Genomic DNA, 16,444 nt, shown 5'->3' on the forward strand with positions numbered 1-16,444 from the left:
AAGAATTGCTAACCGCTGTGACTAATCACGAAGATAATAAATTTTGAAAGCACTTCACAACGCTCCATTGAGCCGTAAAAAATACAGGTACGCTGTGACTAATCACGAAGATAATAAATTTTGAAAGCACTTCACAACAATTCGTAGAAGATGATTTACAGCAGTTATGCTGTGACTAATCACGAAGATAATAAATTTTGAAAGCACTTCACAACTTGCTATTAAAGGTTTAACCGAACAAACAAGCTGTGACTAATCACGAAGATAATAAATTTTGAAAGCACTTCACAACCATCAGAAATGGCAAATACTGTACTTTCACGCTGTGACTAATCACGAAGATAATAAATTTTGAAAGCACTTCACAACGCAGGTATTATAGACGCTTTGTCAGAGTTTGCTGTGACTAATCACGAAGATAATAAATTTTGAAAGCACTTCACAACAAGTCTGACATTATTGTTATGATATAAACTGCTGTGACTAATCACGAAGATAATAAATTTTGAAAGCACTTCACAACGTAAACGTAAAAAGCTTCTCGCATTGGCAGGCTGTGACTAATCACGAAGATAATAAATTTTGAAAGCACTTCACAACAACTCTGTCAATATTCATAGTATTTTCTGTGTTGTGGTTAATCACAAAGTTAGTGATTTCAACCCAATAAAGTCCCCAGCTTAAAGCAAGGGACTTAACTCTTGCTGATACATTCGAATTATTCTCTGTTTTTAACAAGTACCCAGCCGTTGTACCTGACTGAGGTGTTGGCATTGTTATTTTCATTCCATGAGATTGTGTACCAATAGGTGGCGGTAGGAAGCTTCTTGCCAAATGCGGTGCCGTCCCATTTGAAGTTTCTTATTTTACCGGCCTCATAAAGCTTATTTCCATACCGGTCATAAACTTCAAAAATAAGGTTTCTCTTGTAAGCCAGGGCTGAATAATCAATATTATCATTTTTACCATCTTCGTTTGGAGTAATGGCATTTATCAGGTTAGGAACTGTAATTTCTGCTGCTACGGGAACGCAGTTGTATTGATCTTTTATATAGAAGATATGTTGTCCTCTCGTAAGATTCGTGAAAATATTGACATCCTGCCACTTACCGGTCTGGTCTGCAGCGTACTGATACGGCGGAGTCCCTCCGGTGGCATTGATTGTCGCTGTATTATTGACAATGTCAATTGATCTGATAACAGGATTAGGAGAAGCATGGACTTTTACCGTTTGTTTAGTGGTACATTCTCCAGATTTTAAATTAACCCAATATGTACCAACCCCTACATTGGTGATCTGCTGGGTTGTGGCTCCGGTACTCCATAAATAGGCATTGAAGCCGGGACCGGCATCAAGACTGGTTTTATCCTCAATACAGATTGTTTTATCAATCAATACAGATGAAGTTTTGGGTGGGATAACCTCTAAAGTTACTTTTGCTATCGAAAAACATCCGTTACTGTTGGTGACCCTGATGTAAATTGTGCTATTGGAGGCAATATACGAAGCAGGATTTGCAGTAATTTCATACGTTCCGTTCGTGGCATCTGCCAGTGATGGAAAATACCGTTTGGTAACTCCTGTCTCAGATGTTACATTGGCTGTTGTAAGATTAAAAGAAGCTGTAGAAGGGTTATTTTCAATATAACATGATTTCACGGTAGTATCATTGACTTTCGGAAGGCTGCTTACCGTTACAGTAGTTGGCTGGCTGATTGCATTGCATTGTGAGTTTAAGACAGAGCCCTGAGGTCCTGCTTTAAACCTGATTAAATAATTACCGGCAGGTAACCCCGCAGAATTGAATGTGTAATTAGGATTATGAGTCGGCGTTCCCTGGTCTATCCATGTTGTTCCACCATCACTGCTATATTGCCACTGGTATTCCACAGGGTTGTATGAGCTTCCCGTAAGGGTGGCCGTAAAATCTACAGTAGCATTCTTGTTTGGACACAACGTGGTGCTGGAGCCGGGTAGTGCCTGCATGGTGGCCGGAATACAGGGTTGTACAGTAATGTCATCAATCGCCAGGTCATTACCACAGCCATTACCAACAGAGTTGTTGACAAACTGAAGTTTTACGGATGAGCTGGAAGCATTGTTGAAAATAATAGAATATTGTGTCCAGGTTTGATTGGTCGGAATATTTCCTGTGGCCGAAGTACCCAGCGTGTTACCTGTGGCCGGATCAATTGCCCGGAGTGTAACGTTGGGATATTGATATCCTGTACCGCAGGTGCCGGGAGGGTTAACATTGAGAATCCAAACAGCTAATTTTAAAGTAGTGTTTGGACAAAGGTTGCTCATTGTATATTCAAAAAAAATGGTAGCTGCTGTAGACGGTGCATTAATCAGCATCATCAGCCCATTGGGATTCCCGGTATGATCAGCGGAATTTAAAAAACCATTGCCTCCTGTACTTGGCGTTTTTACCAATCCGGAATAGCCATCCGCCAAAGCGCCTCCACCGGGAGGGCCTGCCGTACCTACAAAAATAGTTGAGGTAGTGGCGCCTGGAGCATAAGTGGATAATGGACCATACCATTTATCAGTTGCGTTGCCCTGTCCGAAAGTTTGATTCACAATCGGGGGTCCCCATGTTCCGGCACAGGTTGGAGGAGCTTGCGCATTAAGTTGCAAAACGCTAAAAATCGAAAATAAGAAAACCAATATAGAACCGGCTTTCTTTCCTGAAAGTAATGTTTTCTTCATATCTTAAAGTGTGTTTTTTTAATGGATATTATATCATAATGGTTATGTATTTAATTGATTTAATATCGAAATTTTAATACTTAATTAAAAGTTGTAGTAAATTTTCAAGGAAGTTGATGTTTTTAGTTTTTATTTATGTTTTTATTATTTATTTTAGTTAATTATTTGAAATTTAATTGTATTTAAAGTGTTTTGTTTGTGAATTTACATAAAAATAATGATATTTTTTAATTAATTATCTTTTTGAAACTTCTATGTCAGGATGGTGATTTTAAATGAAAATAGATTTAATTAGAAAGTAAAAAGAAATAAAAATTTCATTTCTTGATATATGTTAAGATATCGGACAATAGCTTTCTCTATTTTTGTACCCGAAAACAACAAAAATTTCGATAAACTTTTAAAACAATTTAATAATATGAAAAAAACTTAGTGTAATTGCATTAGTAGGAGTAGGATTGCTGGCAGCATCATGTAATAGCAAAGAAAAAATCAGATACGGCTGTAGCTACAGAACAGGCTGTTGCAGAAAGCAAAGGTGAGGTATTGGCTGTAGATACAACGGCTTCAGTAGTAAACTGGAAAGCCTTCCACAAAGGTGGTTTCGCGCCTCGTTGGGGAACTTTAAATATAAAAACAGGTGATCTAAGTATCGAAGGCGGGCAGGTTACCGCTGGAAATTTTACTATTGATATGACCTCAATTAAAGTAGATCCGGCTTCAGTAACAGAAAAAGATAAAAAGCCTGCAGATCTTGAAGCCCACCTGAAAAACCCTGACTTCTTTGATGTAGAGAAAAATCCTGTTTCCGACTTTAAAATTACCAGCGTAGCCGATTTAAAAGAAGCTCCTAAAGATGCAGTTGCAGGAGCAAACAAAACAGTAAGCGGAAACCTTACACTATCAGGAAAAACAATGAATGTAAGCTTCCCGGCTAAAGTAGATGTGGCAGATAATACAGCAGCTATTCAGGCTAAATTTACAGTGAACAGAGCAGATTGGGGAATCAAATTCGGAACGTCAGAAGCAGATCCTGCTGAATGGATGATCAGCAAAGACATCGAAATTGCAATTGATGTAAAAGCTAAAAAATAAGGTATTAAACAAAATAAGTTATAAACCCTTAATAACAATTGAGCTGCCCTATGAGGCGGCTCTTTTACTTTTTCAGATTCATGACTAAATTAAGTAGACAAAAATCAATTCAATTCCCATGAATCCTGAATACGGACACCGTATTCACTTCCAAGGTACAAAGGATTTCCATGTTTTTCAGACCAGAATCCATCGAGGATATCTTTACTCAGGCAACGGTATACGGCAACTCCTTTGTAGATTTTGGAATCGTCTCCTTCATAATTGAAATTAATGACTAAAATATGGTCTTTGTAAAATCCTGTACCGTTTTGGATGTGATTTCCAATAATCCACCGGGCAATAATACGGTTGTTTTCATCAACGGATAATGTTAATATGCCGCGGTAAGTAGCTTCGGAAGTGTCTTCCTGATTGCTTCCCTCAATAGAAAAGGTTCCGGCCAGATCATGTATTGTCATTGGTTTATTGTATGGAGAAGCAAAATTAAAAAATTCCTGCTCATAGTAACATGCAATCGTGTCAATATCTGAAACATCTCTGAGGGAACTTTTCATTAAAAACTTTATTTTTGCTGCAAATTAATTGTAGATGATTCCTTTTCTGCTGATCGCTAACTTTATTACATTCGGGGTTTTTGGATTTGACAAATGGCAAGCCAGGAAACACCAGTGGAGAGTTTCTGAAAATGCCCTTTTAGGACTTTCATTCATCGGACTGTTAGGAGCAGCTTCGGGAATGATTATTTTTAACCATAAAGTTTCCAAAAAATCATTTCTTGTGAAATTTGTTCTCGTTACCGTCATTGATGTTGTACTGCTTTACAGGCTGATAAGACATTAATGAGTACTGGCTAGAGCCTTTTTGATGTATCTTAACTTTTTTTTAGCAATCTATAACAGGCAGGCGGCATTATTTTTTCTGTGCTATTAAGATAACACCTTAAATCATAATATCATGTCAAAAAAGATTGCAATTCTGGCCACGAATGGCTTTGAGGAAAGTGAACTTCAATCACCAAAAGAGTATCTGGAACAACAGGGGTGGACTGCGCACATTGTAAGTCCAACTTCCGGGACAATAAAATCCTGGGCTGAAAAAGATTGGGGAAAAGAATATAACGTAGACAAAACCCTGGATGAAGCATCTGCTTCTGACTATGATGCACTGGTACTTCCGGGAGGAGTAATTAATCCGGATCAATTGAGAACCAATGATCAGGCTTTATCATTTGTGAAAGATTTCTTTATACAGAATAAACCTGTTGCAGCGATTTGTCACGGACCTCAGGTTTTAATCAATGCAGAAGTTGTCAACGGCAGAAATATGACTTCAGTAAAGTCAATCAGCAAAGACCTTATCAATGCCGGAGCCCATTGGGAAGATAAGGAAGTTGTTGTTGACAATGGATTGGTAACAAGCAGAACGCCCAAAGACCTTCCGGCCTTCAACGCCAAAATGGTAGAGGAGTTCAAAGAAGGAAAACATGCGGAACAAGGCGTATAGCCCACGCTGAAATAATAAAGCCCGGATATCAGATCCGGGCTTTTTATATTAATTTTTATCCATTGTCTGAACAGGCCCTTGAAAATGAACCGTACCACATTTTTATTTTTAATAATGAATGTGATATATTGGTGCAGGAATTATATTGAAACAAAGTACAATTGAACATTCTGCAGAACCAGATGTAGCTCGTTTTTTTCAATATCCCAAAGTAGCCGTATCTAAAATTCTCATTATGAAATTGTTAAATATTGCATAAACTTTTTAATTAATTCATTTAAAATCACTATTTTTGCACCCGTAAAAATCCTATATGCAAAACATTAGAAATATTGCGATTATCGCACACGTTGACCACGGGAAGACGACCTTGGTTGACAAAATCATCCACGCTACCAACATTTTCAGAGAAAATCAGGAGAGTGGAGAATTAATTATGGATAATAATGATCTTGAAAGAGAAAGAGGGATCACCATCTTATCCAAAAATATTTCTGTTACCTATAAAGACACTAAAATTAACGTAATTGATACTCCTGGTCACGCCGATTTCGGTGGGGAAGTAGAAAGAGTATTAAAAATGGCGGATGGAGTTATTTTGTTGGTGGACGCGTTCGAAGGGCCAATGCCACAAACAAGATTCGTACTTCAGAAAGCTTTGGAACTGGGACTAAGACCACTTGTGGTTATCAATAAAGTAGACAAACCAAACTGCCGTCCGGACGAAGTTCACGATCAGGTATTTGATTTGTTCTTTAACCTTGAAGCTACCGAAGAACAACTGGATTTCCCAACTTTCTACGGTTCTTCCAAACAAGGCTGGTTCAATACTTCATTAGAACAGACTGAAGATATTTTGCCGTTATTAGATGGTATCTTACAATATGTACCTGCCCCAACTGTAACTGAAGGGAATCTTCAGATGCAGATTACTTCCCTTGATTACTCTTCTTTCTTAGGAAGAATTGCAATCGGAAAAGTAACCAGGGGGGAGCTTAAAGAATCCCAATGGATCGGTCTTGCCCAGGCAGATGGTAAAATCATAAAAGGAAAAGTAAAAGAACTTTACGTTTTTGAAGGATTAGGAAAGAAAAAAGTAACCGAGGTACAGGCAGGAGATATCTGTGCTGTAGTAGGTTTCGATGCATTCCAGATCGGTGATTCTTTCGTAGATCTTGAAAACCCTGAACCATTGGAAAGAACGGCTATTGATGAGCCTACCCTGAACATGACGTTCTCTATCAACAATTCACCTTTCTTTGGTAAAGACGGTAAATATGTAACTTCTAACCACCTGAAAGAAAGATTAACAAAAGAATTGGAGAAAAACCTGGCATTAAGAGTCCAGCAGACTGATGATGCCAATACTTTCCTGGTATTCGGTAGAGGTATTCTTCACTTATCCGTTTTGATTGAAACAATGAGAAGAGAAGGGTACGAAATGACCATCGGACAACCGCAGGTTATCTTAAGAGAAATCGACGGGGTAAGCTGTGAGCCTTACGAATCTTTAGTAGTAGACGTTCCTGAAGAATATGCATCAAGAGTTATCGATCTGGCAACACAGAGAAAAGGTGACCTTCATATTATGGAAACCAAAGGAGAAATGCAGCACATGGAATTCGAAATTCCTTCAAGAGGTCTGATCGGATTACGTTCCCAGATGCTGACTGCTACTGCAGGGGAAGCTATTATGGCGCACCGTTTCACGGAATATAAGCCTTTCAAAGGAGCTATTCCGGGAAGAAACAACGGGGTATTGATCAGCAAAACCACAGGTCCTGCTACAGAATATTCTATTAATAAACTACAGGATAGAGGTAAATTCTTTGTTGATCCGGGTGAGGAAATTTACACAGGAATGATCGTTGGAGAACAAAATAAACCAGGGGATCTTGTGGTAAACATTGTTGAAGCAAAACAGCTGAACAACATGCGTGCAGCCGGAAAAGATAAAGACACCGGTGTTGCGCCAAAAATCCTTTTCTCTCTTGAAGAATGTATGGAATATATCCAGGCTGATGAAGCTATTGAGGTTACTCCGAATTTCATCAGGATGAGAAAGAAAATCCTTTCCGAAGAAGAAAGAAAAAGAGTGGAAAGATCTGCAAAAGCATAATAAAACTCTATATATAAAATCAAAGCCTCGATTTTCGAGGCTTTTTTCTAATCTATCATATATTTTGTTTATTTTTCAAAAGAATATTCAAAATATTAAAATATAATTTAAAGTAGTTTTGCGGCTATGAAAATGAATACATTAAAACTTATCGTTTTATTGGGAGTTGGTGCATCGTATAGTGTTTCGTGTTCTACCCAGAGCGCAGTTTCGAAGACACCTCCCGCTAACAAGACAACAAAACCTATCAACAATACCACCCAACCCAAACCTTCTGTAACGGCAACAAAACCAGCGCCAGGCGTACCACCTGCAGCAGATGAAGTCTTCAGAACAAATCTTCCTGAAATTAAAAGGGAATTCCGTGGAGCATGGATTGCGAGTGTTGCCAATATCAACTGGCCTTCAAGAAACGACCTTACCGTAGACCAGCAGAAAGCAGAAGCCATCAATATGCTTGAAATGCTGAAAAATAACAATTTTAACGCCGCTATTTTTCAGATCAGACCCTCTGCTGACGCATTGTACACCAGTAATATTGAACCCTGGTCTTACTTCCTGACCGGGGAAACCGGAACCGCTCCTTATCCCAATTATGATCCGTTACAGTTTTGGATTGAAGAAGCCCACAAAAGGGGACTGGAACTTCACGTCTGGCTGAATCCATACCGCGCCCACCATACCAATGGAGGCTCTGTAAATAACCTTTCCATGGTTAATAAGCTGTCTGATATTGTGGTAAGATTGAAGAATGGTATGTATTGGTTTGATCCTGCTAATCCTAAAACACAAGGTCATGTTTCCAATGTGGTAAAAGATATTGTTAAAAGATATGATATCGATGCAATTCATTTTGACGATTATTTTTATCCCTATGCTACTTATAACAAAGGAGCTGATTTTCCTGACAATGCAACCTGGAATGCCTATGTAAACAGTGGTGGAACACTGTCCAGGGCAGACTGGAGAAGAGATAATGTGAATAGGTTTGTGGAGCGTATCTACAAAGAAATTCATGCAGAAAAAAGCCATGTAAAGTTTGGAATCAGCCCGTTTGGAATCTGGAAACCGGGATATCCGGCAGGAATTGTGGGATCTTCACAATATGACGAGCTGTATGCTGATGCAAAATTATGGTTAAATAAAGGATGGGTAGACTATTTCTCACCCCAGCTATATTGGCCGATTGATTCGAAAGGTCAGAGCTTCGAGGCCTTGTTAAGCTGGTGGCAATCTGAAAATACAATGAACCGCCATCTGTGGCCCGGGTTAAATACCGTAGAAATAAAAGTATCCGATCGCCCAACGGAAATTAAAAATCAGATTGAAATTTCAAGAAATGTTCTGAAAAAGGATGCCGGAGAAATTCATTGGAGCATTGCAGGGCTTACCAGGAATCCCAATATGCTTCCTGTCCTGAAAAACAGCGTGTACAGTGAAAAAGCATTAATTCCGAAGACCCCGTGGATTAAGGCTGTTCCTTTGCAGACACCTACCTTGTTTATAGCAGATAACGGAAGTTTTGCACAAACAAACTGGAGCTCCGGGAATATGAGTAATGTTTTCCAGTGGGTTCTTTTCAAACAGTACAATGGAGTATGGGAAACGGAAATTTTAACCCTGGATACTCTTTCAAAGGATATCCCTAAGTTTAAAGACGGAAAAAAACTGAATGCAGTTGCTATTAAAGCTATTGACAGATTAGGAAATGAAAGTGATTATATGGCGAGAAAGATTAAATAATTTCAGATCATTCATTAGATAACGCAATCAGTAGTACTATCTATAAAATAAAACCGGTCCTTTCGGGACCGGTTTTATTTTAGAATAACTATAAATTATTAGTTTAATATGTTGAAAATCAGCATTGTTTTAAAGTATTCTGCCTCTTTTTATATAAAAAAATAAGCTTATCGGAATCATTTTTGCTTAGTTAACACCATAATCACCAAAATATAAACATTATGAATACTAAAAGACTTTCCGAAAACATGGAAAAAGCACTTAGTGACCAGATGAACAAGGAAATTCATGCCTCACACGTTTTTTTTATCTTATGGAATCTGGGCTGATGATAAAGGATATCAGGGAATTGCCAATTTCCTTTACCGCCATGCTCAGGAAGAAAGAAACCACTCAATTAAATTCATGGAATATATTTTAAACAGAGGGGGGAAACCAAAAGTAGAAGCTATCCCGGCTCCTCCGGCTGATCCTGAAAACCTTACCGCCTGTTTTGATGGGGTTTTTAAACATGAAGTTGACAATACAACTGCCATTTACAGAATTGTAGATCTCTCTATGGAAGAGAAAGACTGGGCAACCTGGAATTTCATGCAGTGGTTCGTACAAGAGCAGATTGAAGAAGAAACATTAGCCCAGAATCTGATTGATAAATTAAAAATCGCAGGTGGTGACAGAGCTACAGACGAATCTTTATTCACGTTAGATAAAACTTTACAGGACGCACCGAATGACGTTCCGCTGGCTCAGGAAGCCACAGGAGATAACCCATAAAACTCAGCGGATACAATCAGACCGTTTAAAATCTGCCGGAATGCCGGCAGATTTTTTTATTATGAAACTCCCTTAAAAATCACTATCTTTGCGCACTCGTAATTCAATGTTCAGTATGCAATGGCAAAGTAACCGGAACTTTGAATTACCCTAAATCTTAAACTTTGAATTTTACAATATGAAATGTGGAATCGTAGGCCTGCCAAATGTAGGTAAATCAACTCTTTTTAACTGTCTGAGCAATGCAAAAGCTCAATCGGCAAACTATCCTTTCTGTACTATTGAACCTAACCTGGGAACAGTTTCCGTACCGGATCAGAGACTATTTGAACTGGAAAAAATTGTAAAACCAGAAAGAGTATTGCCCGCTGTAGTTGAAATCGTTGATATTGCAGGTCTTGTAAAGGGAGCCAGCAAAGGAGAGGGACTAGGAAATCAGTTTTTAGCGAATATCCGTGAGTGTGAGGCTATCATCCATGTTTTAAGATGTTTTGACAACGGAAATATTGTTCACGTTGAAGGTTCTGTAGATCCTTTAAGAGATAAAGAAATCATTGATATCGAATTACAGCTGAAAGACCTTGAAACAGTAGGAAAAGCTGTTGAAAAAGCTAAAAAGTTCATTAAGTCCGGAAAGAAAGAAGATATCTTAACATATGAAACGCTTCAAAATCTGCAAAAATTCCTTGAAGACGGGAAAAATGCCAGAGAATTTGCTGTAGATGATTTGACAAAGTCAATTATCGGCGAAGTTCAGTTGTTGACTAACAAGCCGGTCCTTTACGTTTGTAACGTAGATGAAAACTCCATCAAGAACGGAAACGAATGGGTGGGAAAGATTGAAGAAATGGCAAAAAACGAAGGCGCTGAAGTAGTTGTTTTGGCAGCGCAGATTGAAGCCGATATCAATGAACTGGAAACTTACGAAGAAAGAGAAATTTTCCTTGACGAACTAGGCCTTACAGAACCGGGAGTCAACCGTCTGATCAGAAAAGCTTATGATCTGTTAAAACTTCAGACATATTTTACGGCCGGAGTAAAAGAAGTAAGAGCATGGACGATAGGGCAAGGGTGGACGGCTCCCCAGGCAGCCGGTGTGATCCACACTGACTTTGAAAAAGGTTTCATCCGTGCAGAGGTGATCAAATATAATGATTATATCCAGTATGGTTCTGAGGTAAAAGTAAAAGAAGCCGGAAAACTTTCTGTGGAAGGTAAAGAATATATCGTTCAGGACGGAGACATTATGCACTTCAGATTCAACGTATAAAAGAAAATATTAAAGTTAGTTATAGTTAAAAAACGTTCCCATATATTTTGGGAGCGTTTTTTTATTGAAGAGCGCCCCTTGCTTTAAGATCCTGTCCAAATAAAAACGCTTCCCGGAGGAAGCGTTTAATATAGTTGTAAACTTATTCAACATCAATGATAGGCTGACATTGTGGTTCCGCACAGCTTAAAGAAATCTTGCTGCACTCTAATGTAGGCAGCCAGCACATTTCTTTTCCACCGGTAATGACTCTTAGTTGTTTTTTATTTAACTTTTTTCCGTGGTTTACATTTTTATTTTCCATTGTTTCAAGATCTTTAATTACATTAATCCAATATAGGTCCCACTATAAGCCTGCATCGACGTTCTGCGCAAGCATCACTGATTTCTGTACAAAAACCGGTTGAAGGATCAACGCATAATCTTAATCCTCCGGTAATAACTTTAAGTTCTTTCTTGTTTAATTTTTTGCCTTTGTTCAAATTTTGATTTTTCATACTAATCGATTTAATGTTGTTATTGATTTATAATTAAGGTCTGCATATTTTTTGACCGCAAAACGGAGAGATCATCGTACAGCCATTGGCATCTGCATGAGATTCACAGGGCCCAGGATAAGGTTCACAAGGTTCGGGAGCCATACAGTCGTACATTCCGCCGGTAATTGTTTTCAGTTCTTTTTTGTTGAGCTTTTTGCCGGTTTTTGTAATCTGGTTTTTCATTGTTTTGGTTTTTAGATAGTTAATGGTGTCTAATGTAGTTAAAATAATTAAAAACATGTCACTTTTTTATAGAAAAAAATGAATATTTGTTTCATTTTTATGTGATTCCAACTTTTGTATATTTGAATTTTACAAATCATTTGTTTATGGAAAAAATTGTGCATACTTCATTGGAAGATTTTTACAGGGAAATGGCAGCCAAGCTGGGTAAAGATCTGGAAAGTATTTTTCCAAAGGGGCTTCATAAAGATATCGGACACTTTAATGTATTTGATATTGCCCAAACTATTGAAAAAGTAAAAAACACTTCCGAAATGCCCTACAATAGGAGGAAATATTATAAAATCAGTTTTATCAAAGGAAAAAACAGGGCAGAGTATGCAGATAAGGTGATTTCCATACAACAAAATGCATTGCTGTTTGCCACCCCTAAGGTTCCGTACCACTGGATTCCGGAAGACCCGCAGCAGTCAGGCAGTTTTTGTGTGTTTACAGAAGACTTTTTTATTAAAGATAAATCCTATAATAGTCTGGAAGACCTGCCTATTTTTCAACCCGGAAATGTGCCGGTATTTGAGATTGATGATGCCCTTGCAGATGAAATAGAAATATTATTTACCAAGATCAAAAAGGAAATCGATTCAGATTATATTTTTAAATATGACCTGATCAGGAATTATGTACTGGAGCTGATCCATTATGGTCAGAAACTACAGCCCGCCACCCAGCTATCAACTGTCAATGATGCTTCTATGCGGGTTGTTTCTTTATTTATAGAACTACTGGAAAGGCAGTTTCCCATTGAATCTTTAGAACAGAGGCTGCAGCTGAAAACAGCAAAAGACTATTCAGACAGGCTTGCCGTCCACGTTAACTACCTTAATAAAAGGCTGAAAGAAAGCACGGGAAAAACGACTACAGAACTGATCAGTGAACGTATTATCCAGGAAGCAAAAATACTGTTAAAGCAAACCAGGTGGAATGTATCTGAGATTTCTTATGCTTTGGGCTTTGAGGAAATCGCTCATTTTTCCAACTTCTTTAAGAGAAAAACTTCATTTACCCCGCTGGAATTCAGATCATGATTTGATTTATGCAAATTTCAGATTGATTCAAGCAAACAAATCCGCCTGAAAATATCCCAACTTTGTCACATCAAAAAATCAAATAAAATGACCACAAAAACAAATATTGCACTGGTTACGGGAGGTAACCGTGGTTTAGGAAAGAATTCTGCAGTTAAAATCGCCCAAAAAGGCCTGGATGTTATTATTACCTATAGAAGCAATAAGGACGAAGCGGAAGCCGTAGTGGAGGAGATCAGGAAAATGGGGAGAAATGCAGTTGCTTTTCAGCTGGATACAAAAAATATTAAAAGCTTCGATGCATTTGTGAAAGAAGTGACGGATTATTTACAGCAAAATACAGGAAACTCCCGGATTGATTATCTTATCAACAATGCAGGAACTGCTTTATATTCACCGATTACAGAAGTTACGGAAGAACAGCTTGATGATATGGTGGATATTCACTTCAAAGGGGTATTCTTCCTGACACAAAAATTATTGCCCGTAATGAATGACGGAGGAGGTATTATTAATATTTCTTCAGGATTGGCAAGGTTTGCAACTCCGGGATCATCTGTTTATGGCTCTGTAAAAGCAGGGGTGGAAATGCTGACGAAATATATGGCCAAAGAGTTAGGAGAAAGGAAAATAAAAGCCAATGTCATTGCTCCCGGCGCAATTGAAACCGACTTTGGTGGCGGAAGAGTAAGGGATAATAAAGAAATCAATGCCGTAGTGGCAGGGGCTACCGCCTTGGGAAGGGTAGGACTTCCGGATGATATCGGTGGCGTGGTGGCATTCTTATGTACTGAGGATGCACGATGGATCAACGGACAACGAATTGAAGTTTCAGGAGGAATGTTTCTGTAAAATTCCGGAGTCCATCTTTTACTAAACAAAAGAACCAGCCGGTTTAGGTTGGTTCTTTTTATTCAATTATAAACTTCCTGGATCCGGAAGGATAATGGGACCATCAGGATCAACAGGTTCTACAGGTACAGGAAGCTGACATTTTTCTTCTCTGCATCCCGGCCCTATAAACTTGCAATAGCCGGAAGAAGTAGCACAAGGATAAGTGCCAAGTCCTCCGTAGATAAATCTTAATTGTTTTTTGCTTAATTTTTTTCTTTTTTCCATGGTTATTTATTTTGATGATTACAATTATATTCTCCTTGCCTGCGAGTTGTTTTTATGTTTTGACTGTGCACAGGATTTTCCCAAAAGAATAGATGCTAATATAAAAAATATTTATGATAAGTCACATGTTGAGGACTTTTTAGTTTGAAAAATCATCATGACAGAGCAAACTATAATTTTCATGGAAAAATTTTCAATATAAAGTTGTTAAACTTTTGAAAGATTTTCAATAGCCTTTTCCAGGGTTTCCTGTTTTTTAGCAAAACAAAGTCTGATCACATTTTCGTTGACTTTATTTTTGTAAAAAGATGAAAAAGGAACGGTAGCTACTTTATGCTGTACAGTAAGCTCCGTTGCAAAATCAAAATCATTCTTTTCTGAAATAGCCGTGTATTTCACTGCCTGGAAATAGGTTCCTTCGCAGTCCAGCAGCTCAAAAGAAGTTCCGGAAAGCCCTTTTCTCAGAAAGTCCCTTTTTTCCTGGAAAAACTGATTAAGGTGATTATAGTGGTCTTCATTCTTCATATATTCTGCCAGGGCAAGCTGAATGGGAGTATTTACACAAAAAACATTAAACTGGTGGACCTTCCTGAATTCAGCTGTTAAATTTTCAGGGGCAGCACAATAGCCCACTTTCCAGCCTGTCACATGAAAAAGTTTCCCGAAAGAAGCTACAAGAAGGCTTCTCTCTTTAAGTTCAGGATATTTGCAAATGCTCAGGTGTTTTTTCCCGTCAAAAACAATATTTTCGTATACTTCATCACTTAAAATAAGAATAGAAGTTCCTTTTACCAACTGGATCAGCTCCTGCAGGTCACTTTCTTTCAAAATCCTTCCTGAAGGATTGTTAGGATTATTGAGAATGATCATTTTGGTTTTATCACTGACCAGTTTTTTTTACAGACACCCAATCGATGGTATAATCAGGTGCTTTCATTTCAAAAAACGTTTTTACAATGCCTCCGAAAAGCTCTACGGTAGGCTCATAACAATCGTAGGCAGGCTCGAAGATAATGACTTCATCGTCCTTTTTTATGAATGCTGCAATGGCTGTAAAAATAGCCTGTGTACCTCCGGCAGTCACTGTGATCTCTGAATCCGGATGATACGTTGCCTTATGGCTGTTTTCTATTTTTCTGGCAATTTCCTCTTTCAGCCCGATCATACCTCCCAAAGGAGCATACTGGTTGAATCCTTTCCTGATAAAATGATCTACATGATTCAGCAATTCCATATCCGGCATGAAATCAGGAAAGCCCTGAGACAGATTGATGGCTTCATTTTCATTGGCGAGCTGTGTCATCTGACTGAAAATCGTGGTTCCCACATTGGAAAGTTTTGATAAAGGAAGTTGTATCATACAATAGGTTTTATTACAGCCGAATTTAATGAAATATTCAAAACCATTTGATTGTATCAGAAAATAAAACTGCGGTTTTTAATAATTTATAGCCTTCCGTTAATCCATCTGCTCAACTCTCGTTAAAAAATCATTCTTCTTACGCACAGAAACATCCAGTACAGAATTATCTGTCATCACTACCTGCCCCCCTTTACCTTTTATATATTCTTTCAGATGCGTAAGATTGATAAGATGCTTATGATGAATTCTGAAAAAATTATGCTCGGTCAGGAATTCCTCAAACTCATGCAGGGTTTTGGAGACCAGGATTTTAGTTTTATCAATCAGGTAGAACGTGGTATAGCTGCTGTCAGCTTCACAGCGTATAATATCATCAATATCAGTGAGCTTGAATCCTTGCAGGGTAGGGAGGCTGATCTTATTTCTTCCGGAAGAAGAACTTATGGCAGTTTTTGTTTTGGCAATGTTTTCCAGTGTTTTATGTACTGCAACAATAAAATCTATTTTCCTGATGGGTTTCAGCAGGTAATCTGCCGCTCCGTTTTTTATAGCCTGAATGGCAAAATTCTCAAATGCTGTAATGAAAATAATCTGTGATCTGATTTCCCTGAATTTTGAAAGTAAATCAAATGCGGTTCCGTCTTTAAGCTGTACATCCAGAAAAAGGATATCCGGAGAATGCCTGGAGAGATAAATATATGCCTCCTCTACACTGGATGCGAGAAAGCTGATCTGGATTTCAGGAAACTCGTTTTGTAGCAAAAGCGAAATATAATCTCTTCCGTCCTGTTCATCATCAATGATGCATGCTTGTATTTTAGTTTTCATAAGGCGTAATATAGAGTTTGATTTGAGTTCCGTGTTTAGATTCCTGTTCAGGAAAGCTTTTGATCTCCAGTGTGATATGAGTCTCAAAAAGTTGTTTAAATGTTTCA

At 38.2% G+C, this 16,444-nt stretch carries 16 protein-coding genes, 1 pseudogene and 1 CRISPR repeat array; of the genes and pseudogenes, 9 read left to right on the top strand and 8 right to left on the bottom strand.

Features of this window, described 5'->3' with window-relative positions; genetic code table 11:
- The first annotated feature begins 14 nt into the window (after positions 1 to 14).
- Positions 15 to 600: a CRISPR direct-repeat array (repeat unit 47 nt; unit sequence GCTGTGACTAATCACGAAGATAATAAATTTTGAAAGCACTTCACAAC).
- A 118-nt stretch (positions 601 to 718) separates the two neighbouring features.
- Positions 719 to 2,713, bottom strand: a complete 1,995-nt coding sequence (locus HX13_RS08465) for a T9SS type B sorting domain-containing protein (RefSeq protein WP_050020733.1) — start codon at positions 2,711 to 2,713, stop codon at positions 719 to 721.
- Between the two features lie 546 nt (positions 2,714 to 3,259).
- Here HX13_RS08465 and HX13_RS08470 point away from each other — a divergent pair.
- Entirely contained in the window at positions 3,260 to 3,808 is a 549-nt protein-coding gene (locus HX13_RS08470) for a YceI family protein (RefSeq protein WP_238555179.1), read from the top strand.
- 104 nt (positions 3,809 to 3,912) lie between these two features.
- Here the strand turns inward: HX13_RS08470 and HX13_RS08475 are convergent, their stop codons facing one another.
- Complete coding sequence (locus HX13_RS08475; protein WP_050021381.1) at positions 3,913 to 4,269, bottom strand: hypothetical protein; 357 nt, start codon at positions 4,267 to 4,269, stop codon at positions 3,913 to 3,915.
- A gap of 130 nt (positions 4,270 to 4,399) precedes the next feature.
- Between HX13_RS08475 and HX13_RS08480 the strand changes: the two genes are divergently transcribed.
- From HX13_RS08480 to ychF, 6 genes are all read left to right on the top strand, one after another.
- On the top strand, positions 4,400 to 4,651 hold the full coding sequence (locus HX13_RS08480) for a DUF1294 domain-containing protein (RefSeq protein ID WP_050020734.1): 252 nt from the start codon (positions 4,400 to 4,402) through the stop codon (positions 4,649 to 4,651).
- Between the two features lie 114 nt (positions 4,652 to 4,765).
- Entirely contained in the window at positions 4,766 to 5,314 is a 549-nt protein-coding gene (locus tag HX13_RS08485) for a type 1 glutamine amidotransferase domain-containing protein (RefSeq protein WP_050020735.1), read from the top strand.
- Positions 5,315 to 5,627: 313 nt separating this feature from the next.
- Positions 5,628 to 7,433: a translational GTPase TypA gene (typA, locus tag HX13_RS08490; protein ID WP_050020736.1), complete on the top strand. Its 1,806-nt coding sequence runs from the start codon at positions 5,628 to 5,630 to the stop codon at positions 7,431 to 7,433.
- Positions 7,434 to 7,559: 126 nt separating this feature from the next.
- Positions 7,560 to 9,176: a glycoside hydrolase family 10 protein gene (locus HX13_RS08495; RefSeq protein ID WP_050020737.1), complete on the top strand. Its 1,617-nt coding sequence runs from the start codon at positions 7,560 to 7,562 to the stop codon at positions 9,174 to 9,176.
- A 288-nt stretch (positions 9,177 to 9,464) separates the two neighbouring features.
- On the top strand, positions 9,465 to 9,950 hold the full coding sequence (locus tag HX13_RS08500; protein ID WP_238555180.1) for a ferritin: 486 nt from the start codon (positions 9,465 to 9,467) through the stop codon (positions 9,948 to 9,950).
- 178 nt (positions 9,951 to 10,128) lie between these two features.
- Positions 10,129 to 11,220, top strand: a complete 1,092-nt coding sequence (gene ychF, locus HX13_RS08505; protein WP_050020738.1) for a redox-regulated ATPase YchF — start codon at positions 10,129 to 10,131, stop codon at positions 11,218 to 11,220.
- 142 nt (positions 11,221 to 11,362) lie between these two features.
- On the opposite strand, the gene HX13_RS22770 is transcribed toward ychF, so the two are convergent.
- The 3 genes from HX13_RS22770 to HX13_RS22775 are packed head-to-tail and all read right to left on the bottom strand — an operon-like array spanning position 11,363 to position 11,942.
- Positions 11,363 to 11,524 (bottom strand): hypothetical protein, encoded by a 162-nt coding sequence (locus HX13_RS22770; protein WP_167336375.1) that lies wholly within the window; start codon positions 11,522 to 11,524, stop codon positions 11,363 to 11,365.
- 22 nt (positions 11,525 to 11,546) lie between these two features.
- Positions 11,547 to 11,717: a bacteriocin gene (locus HX13_RS21965; RefSeq protein WP_128572282.1), complete on the bottom strand. Its 171-nt coding sequence runs from the start codon at positions 11,715 to 11,717 to the stop codon at positions 11,547 to 11,549.
- A 33-nt stretch (positions 11,718 to 11,750) separates the two neighbouring features.
- The gene (locus HX13_RS22775; protein WP_128572284.1) at positions 11,751 to 11,942 is read right to left on the bottom strand and encodes a bacteriocin; all 192 of its coding nucleotides are present in this window, start codon (positions 11,940 to 11,942) and stop codon (positions 11,751 to 11,753) included.
- Positions 11,943 to 12,088: 146 nt separating this feature from the next.
- Between HX13_RS22775 and HX13_RS08515 the strand changes: the two genes are divergently transcribed.
- Both HX13_RS08515 and HX13_RS08520 read left to right on the top strand, forming a co-directional pair.
- Positions 12,089 to 13,027, top strand: coding sequence for a helix-turn-helix domain-containing protein (locus tag HX13_RS08515; RefSeq protein ID WP_050020740.1), 939 nt, complete (start codon positions 12,089 to 12,091; stop codon positions 13,025 to 13,027).
- Between the two features lie 87 nt (positions 13,028 to 13,114).
- Positions 13,115 to 13,879, top strand: a complete 765-nt coding sequence (locus HX13_RS08520) for an SDR family NAD(P)-dependent oxidoreductase (protein ID WP_050020741.1) — start codon at positions 13,115 to 13,117, stop codon at positions 13,877 to 13,879.
- Positions 13,880 to 13,945: 66 nt separating this feature from the next.
- On the opposite strand, the gene HX13_RS08525 is transcribed toward HX13_RS08520, so the two are convergent.
- The 3 genes and pseudogenes from HX13_RS08525 to HX13_RS08535 all read right to left on the bottom strand — a co-directional run bounded on the left by HX13_RS08525 (position 13,946) and on the right by HX13_RS08535 (position 16,337).
- Positions 13,946 to 14,146: a hypothetical protein gene (locus tag HX13_RS08525; protein ID WP_050020742.1), complete on the bottom strand. Its 201-nt coding sequence runs from the start codon at positions 14,144 to 14,146 to the stop codon at positions 13,946 to 13,948.
- A 207-nt stretch (positions 14,147 to 14,353) separates the two neighbouring features.
- A pseudogene (locus tag HX13_RS08530) lies at positions 14,354 to 15,506 on the bottom strand (methionine aminotransferase).
- Positions 15,507 to 15,605: 99 nt separating this feature from the next.
- The gene (locus HX13_RS08535) at positions 15,606 to 16,337 is read right to left on the bottom strand and encodes a LytR/AlgR family response regulator transcription factor (protein ID WP_050020743.1); all 732 of its coding nucleotides are present in this window, start codon (positions 16,335 to 16,337) and stop codon (positions 15,606 to 15,608) included.
- Positions 16,338 to 16,444 lie beyond the last annotated feature (107 nt).

Source organism: Chryseobacterium sp. P1-3 (genome assembly GCF_000738495.1).
GTDB lineage: Bacteria > Bacteroidota > Bacteroidia > Flavobacteriales > Weeksellaceae > Chryseobacterium > Chryseobacterium gallinarum.

Coding starts and splice junctions, on each gene's coding strand:
- HX13_RS08465 (WP_050020733.1), bottom strand. CDS start 2,713: ATGAAGAAAACATTACTTTCAGGAAAGAAAGCCGGTTCTATATTGGTT.
- HX13_RS08475 (WP_050021381.1), bottom strand. CDS start 4,269: ATGACAATACATGATCTGGCCGGAACCTTTTCTATTGAGGGAAGCAAT.
- HX13_RS08480 (WP_050020734.1), top strand. CDS start 4,400: ATGATTCCTTTTCTGCTGATCGCTAACTTTATTACATTCGGGGTTTTT.
- HX13_RS08485 (WP_050020735.1), top strand. CDS start 4,766: ATGTCAAAAAAGATTGCAATTCTGGCCACGAATGGCTTTGAGGAAAGT.
- typA (WP_050020736.1), top strand. CDS start 5,628: ATGCAAAACATTAGAAATATTGCGATTATCGCACACGTTGACCACGGG.
- HX13_RS08495 (WP_050020737.1), top strand. CDS start 7,560: ATGAAAATGAATACATTAAAACTTATCGTTTTATTGGGAGTTGGTGCA.
- HX13_RS08500 (WP_238555180.1), top strand. CDS start 9,465: ATGCCTCACACGTTTTTTTTATCTTATGGAATCTGGGCTGATGATAAA.
- ychF (WP_050020738.1), top strand. CDS start 10,129: ATGAAATGTGGAATCGTAGGCCTGCCAAATGTAGGTAAATCAACTCTT.
- HX13_RS22770 (WP_167336375.1), bottom strand. CDS start 11,524: ATGGAAAATAAAAATGTAAACCACGGAAAAAAGTTAAATAAAAAACAA.
- HX13_RS21965 (WP_128572282.1), bottom strand. CDS start 11,717: ATGAAAAATCAAAATTTGAACAAAGGCAAAAAATTAAACAAGAAAGAA.
- HX13_RS22775 (WP_128572284.1), bottom strand. CDS start 11,942: ATGAAAAACCAGATTACAAAAACCGGCAAAAAGCTCAACAAAAAAGAA.
- HX13_RS08515 (WP_050020740.1), top strand. CDS start 12,089: ATGGAAAAAATTGTGCATACTTCATTGGAAGATTTTTACAGGGAAATG.
- HX13_RS08520 (WP_050020741.1), top strand. CDS start 13,115: ATGACCACAAAAACAAATATTGCACTGGTTACGGGAGGTAACCGTGGT.
- HX13_RS08525 (WP_050020742.1), bottom strand. CDS start 14,146: ATGGAAAAAAGAAAAAAATTAAGCAAAAAACAATTAAGATTTATCTAC.
- HX13_RS08535 (WP_050020743.1), bottom strand. CDS start 16,337: ATGAAAACTAAAATACAAGCATGCATCATTGATGATGAACAGGACGGA.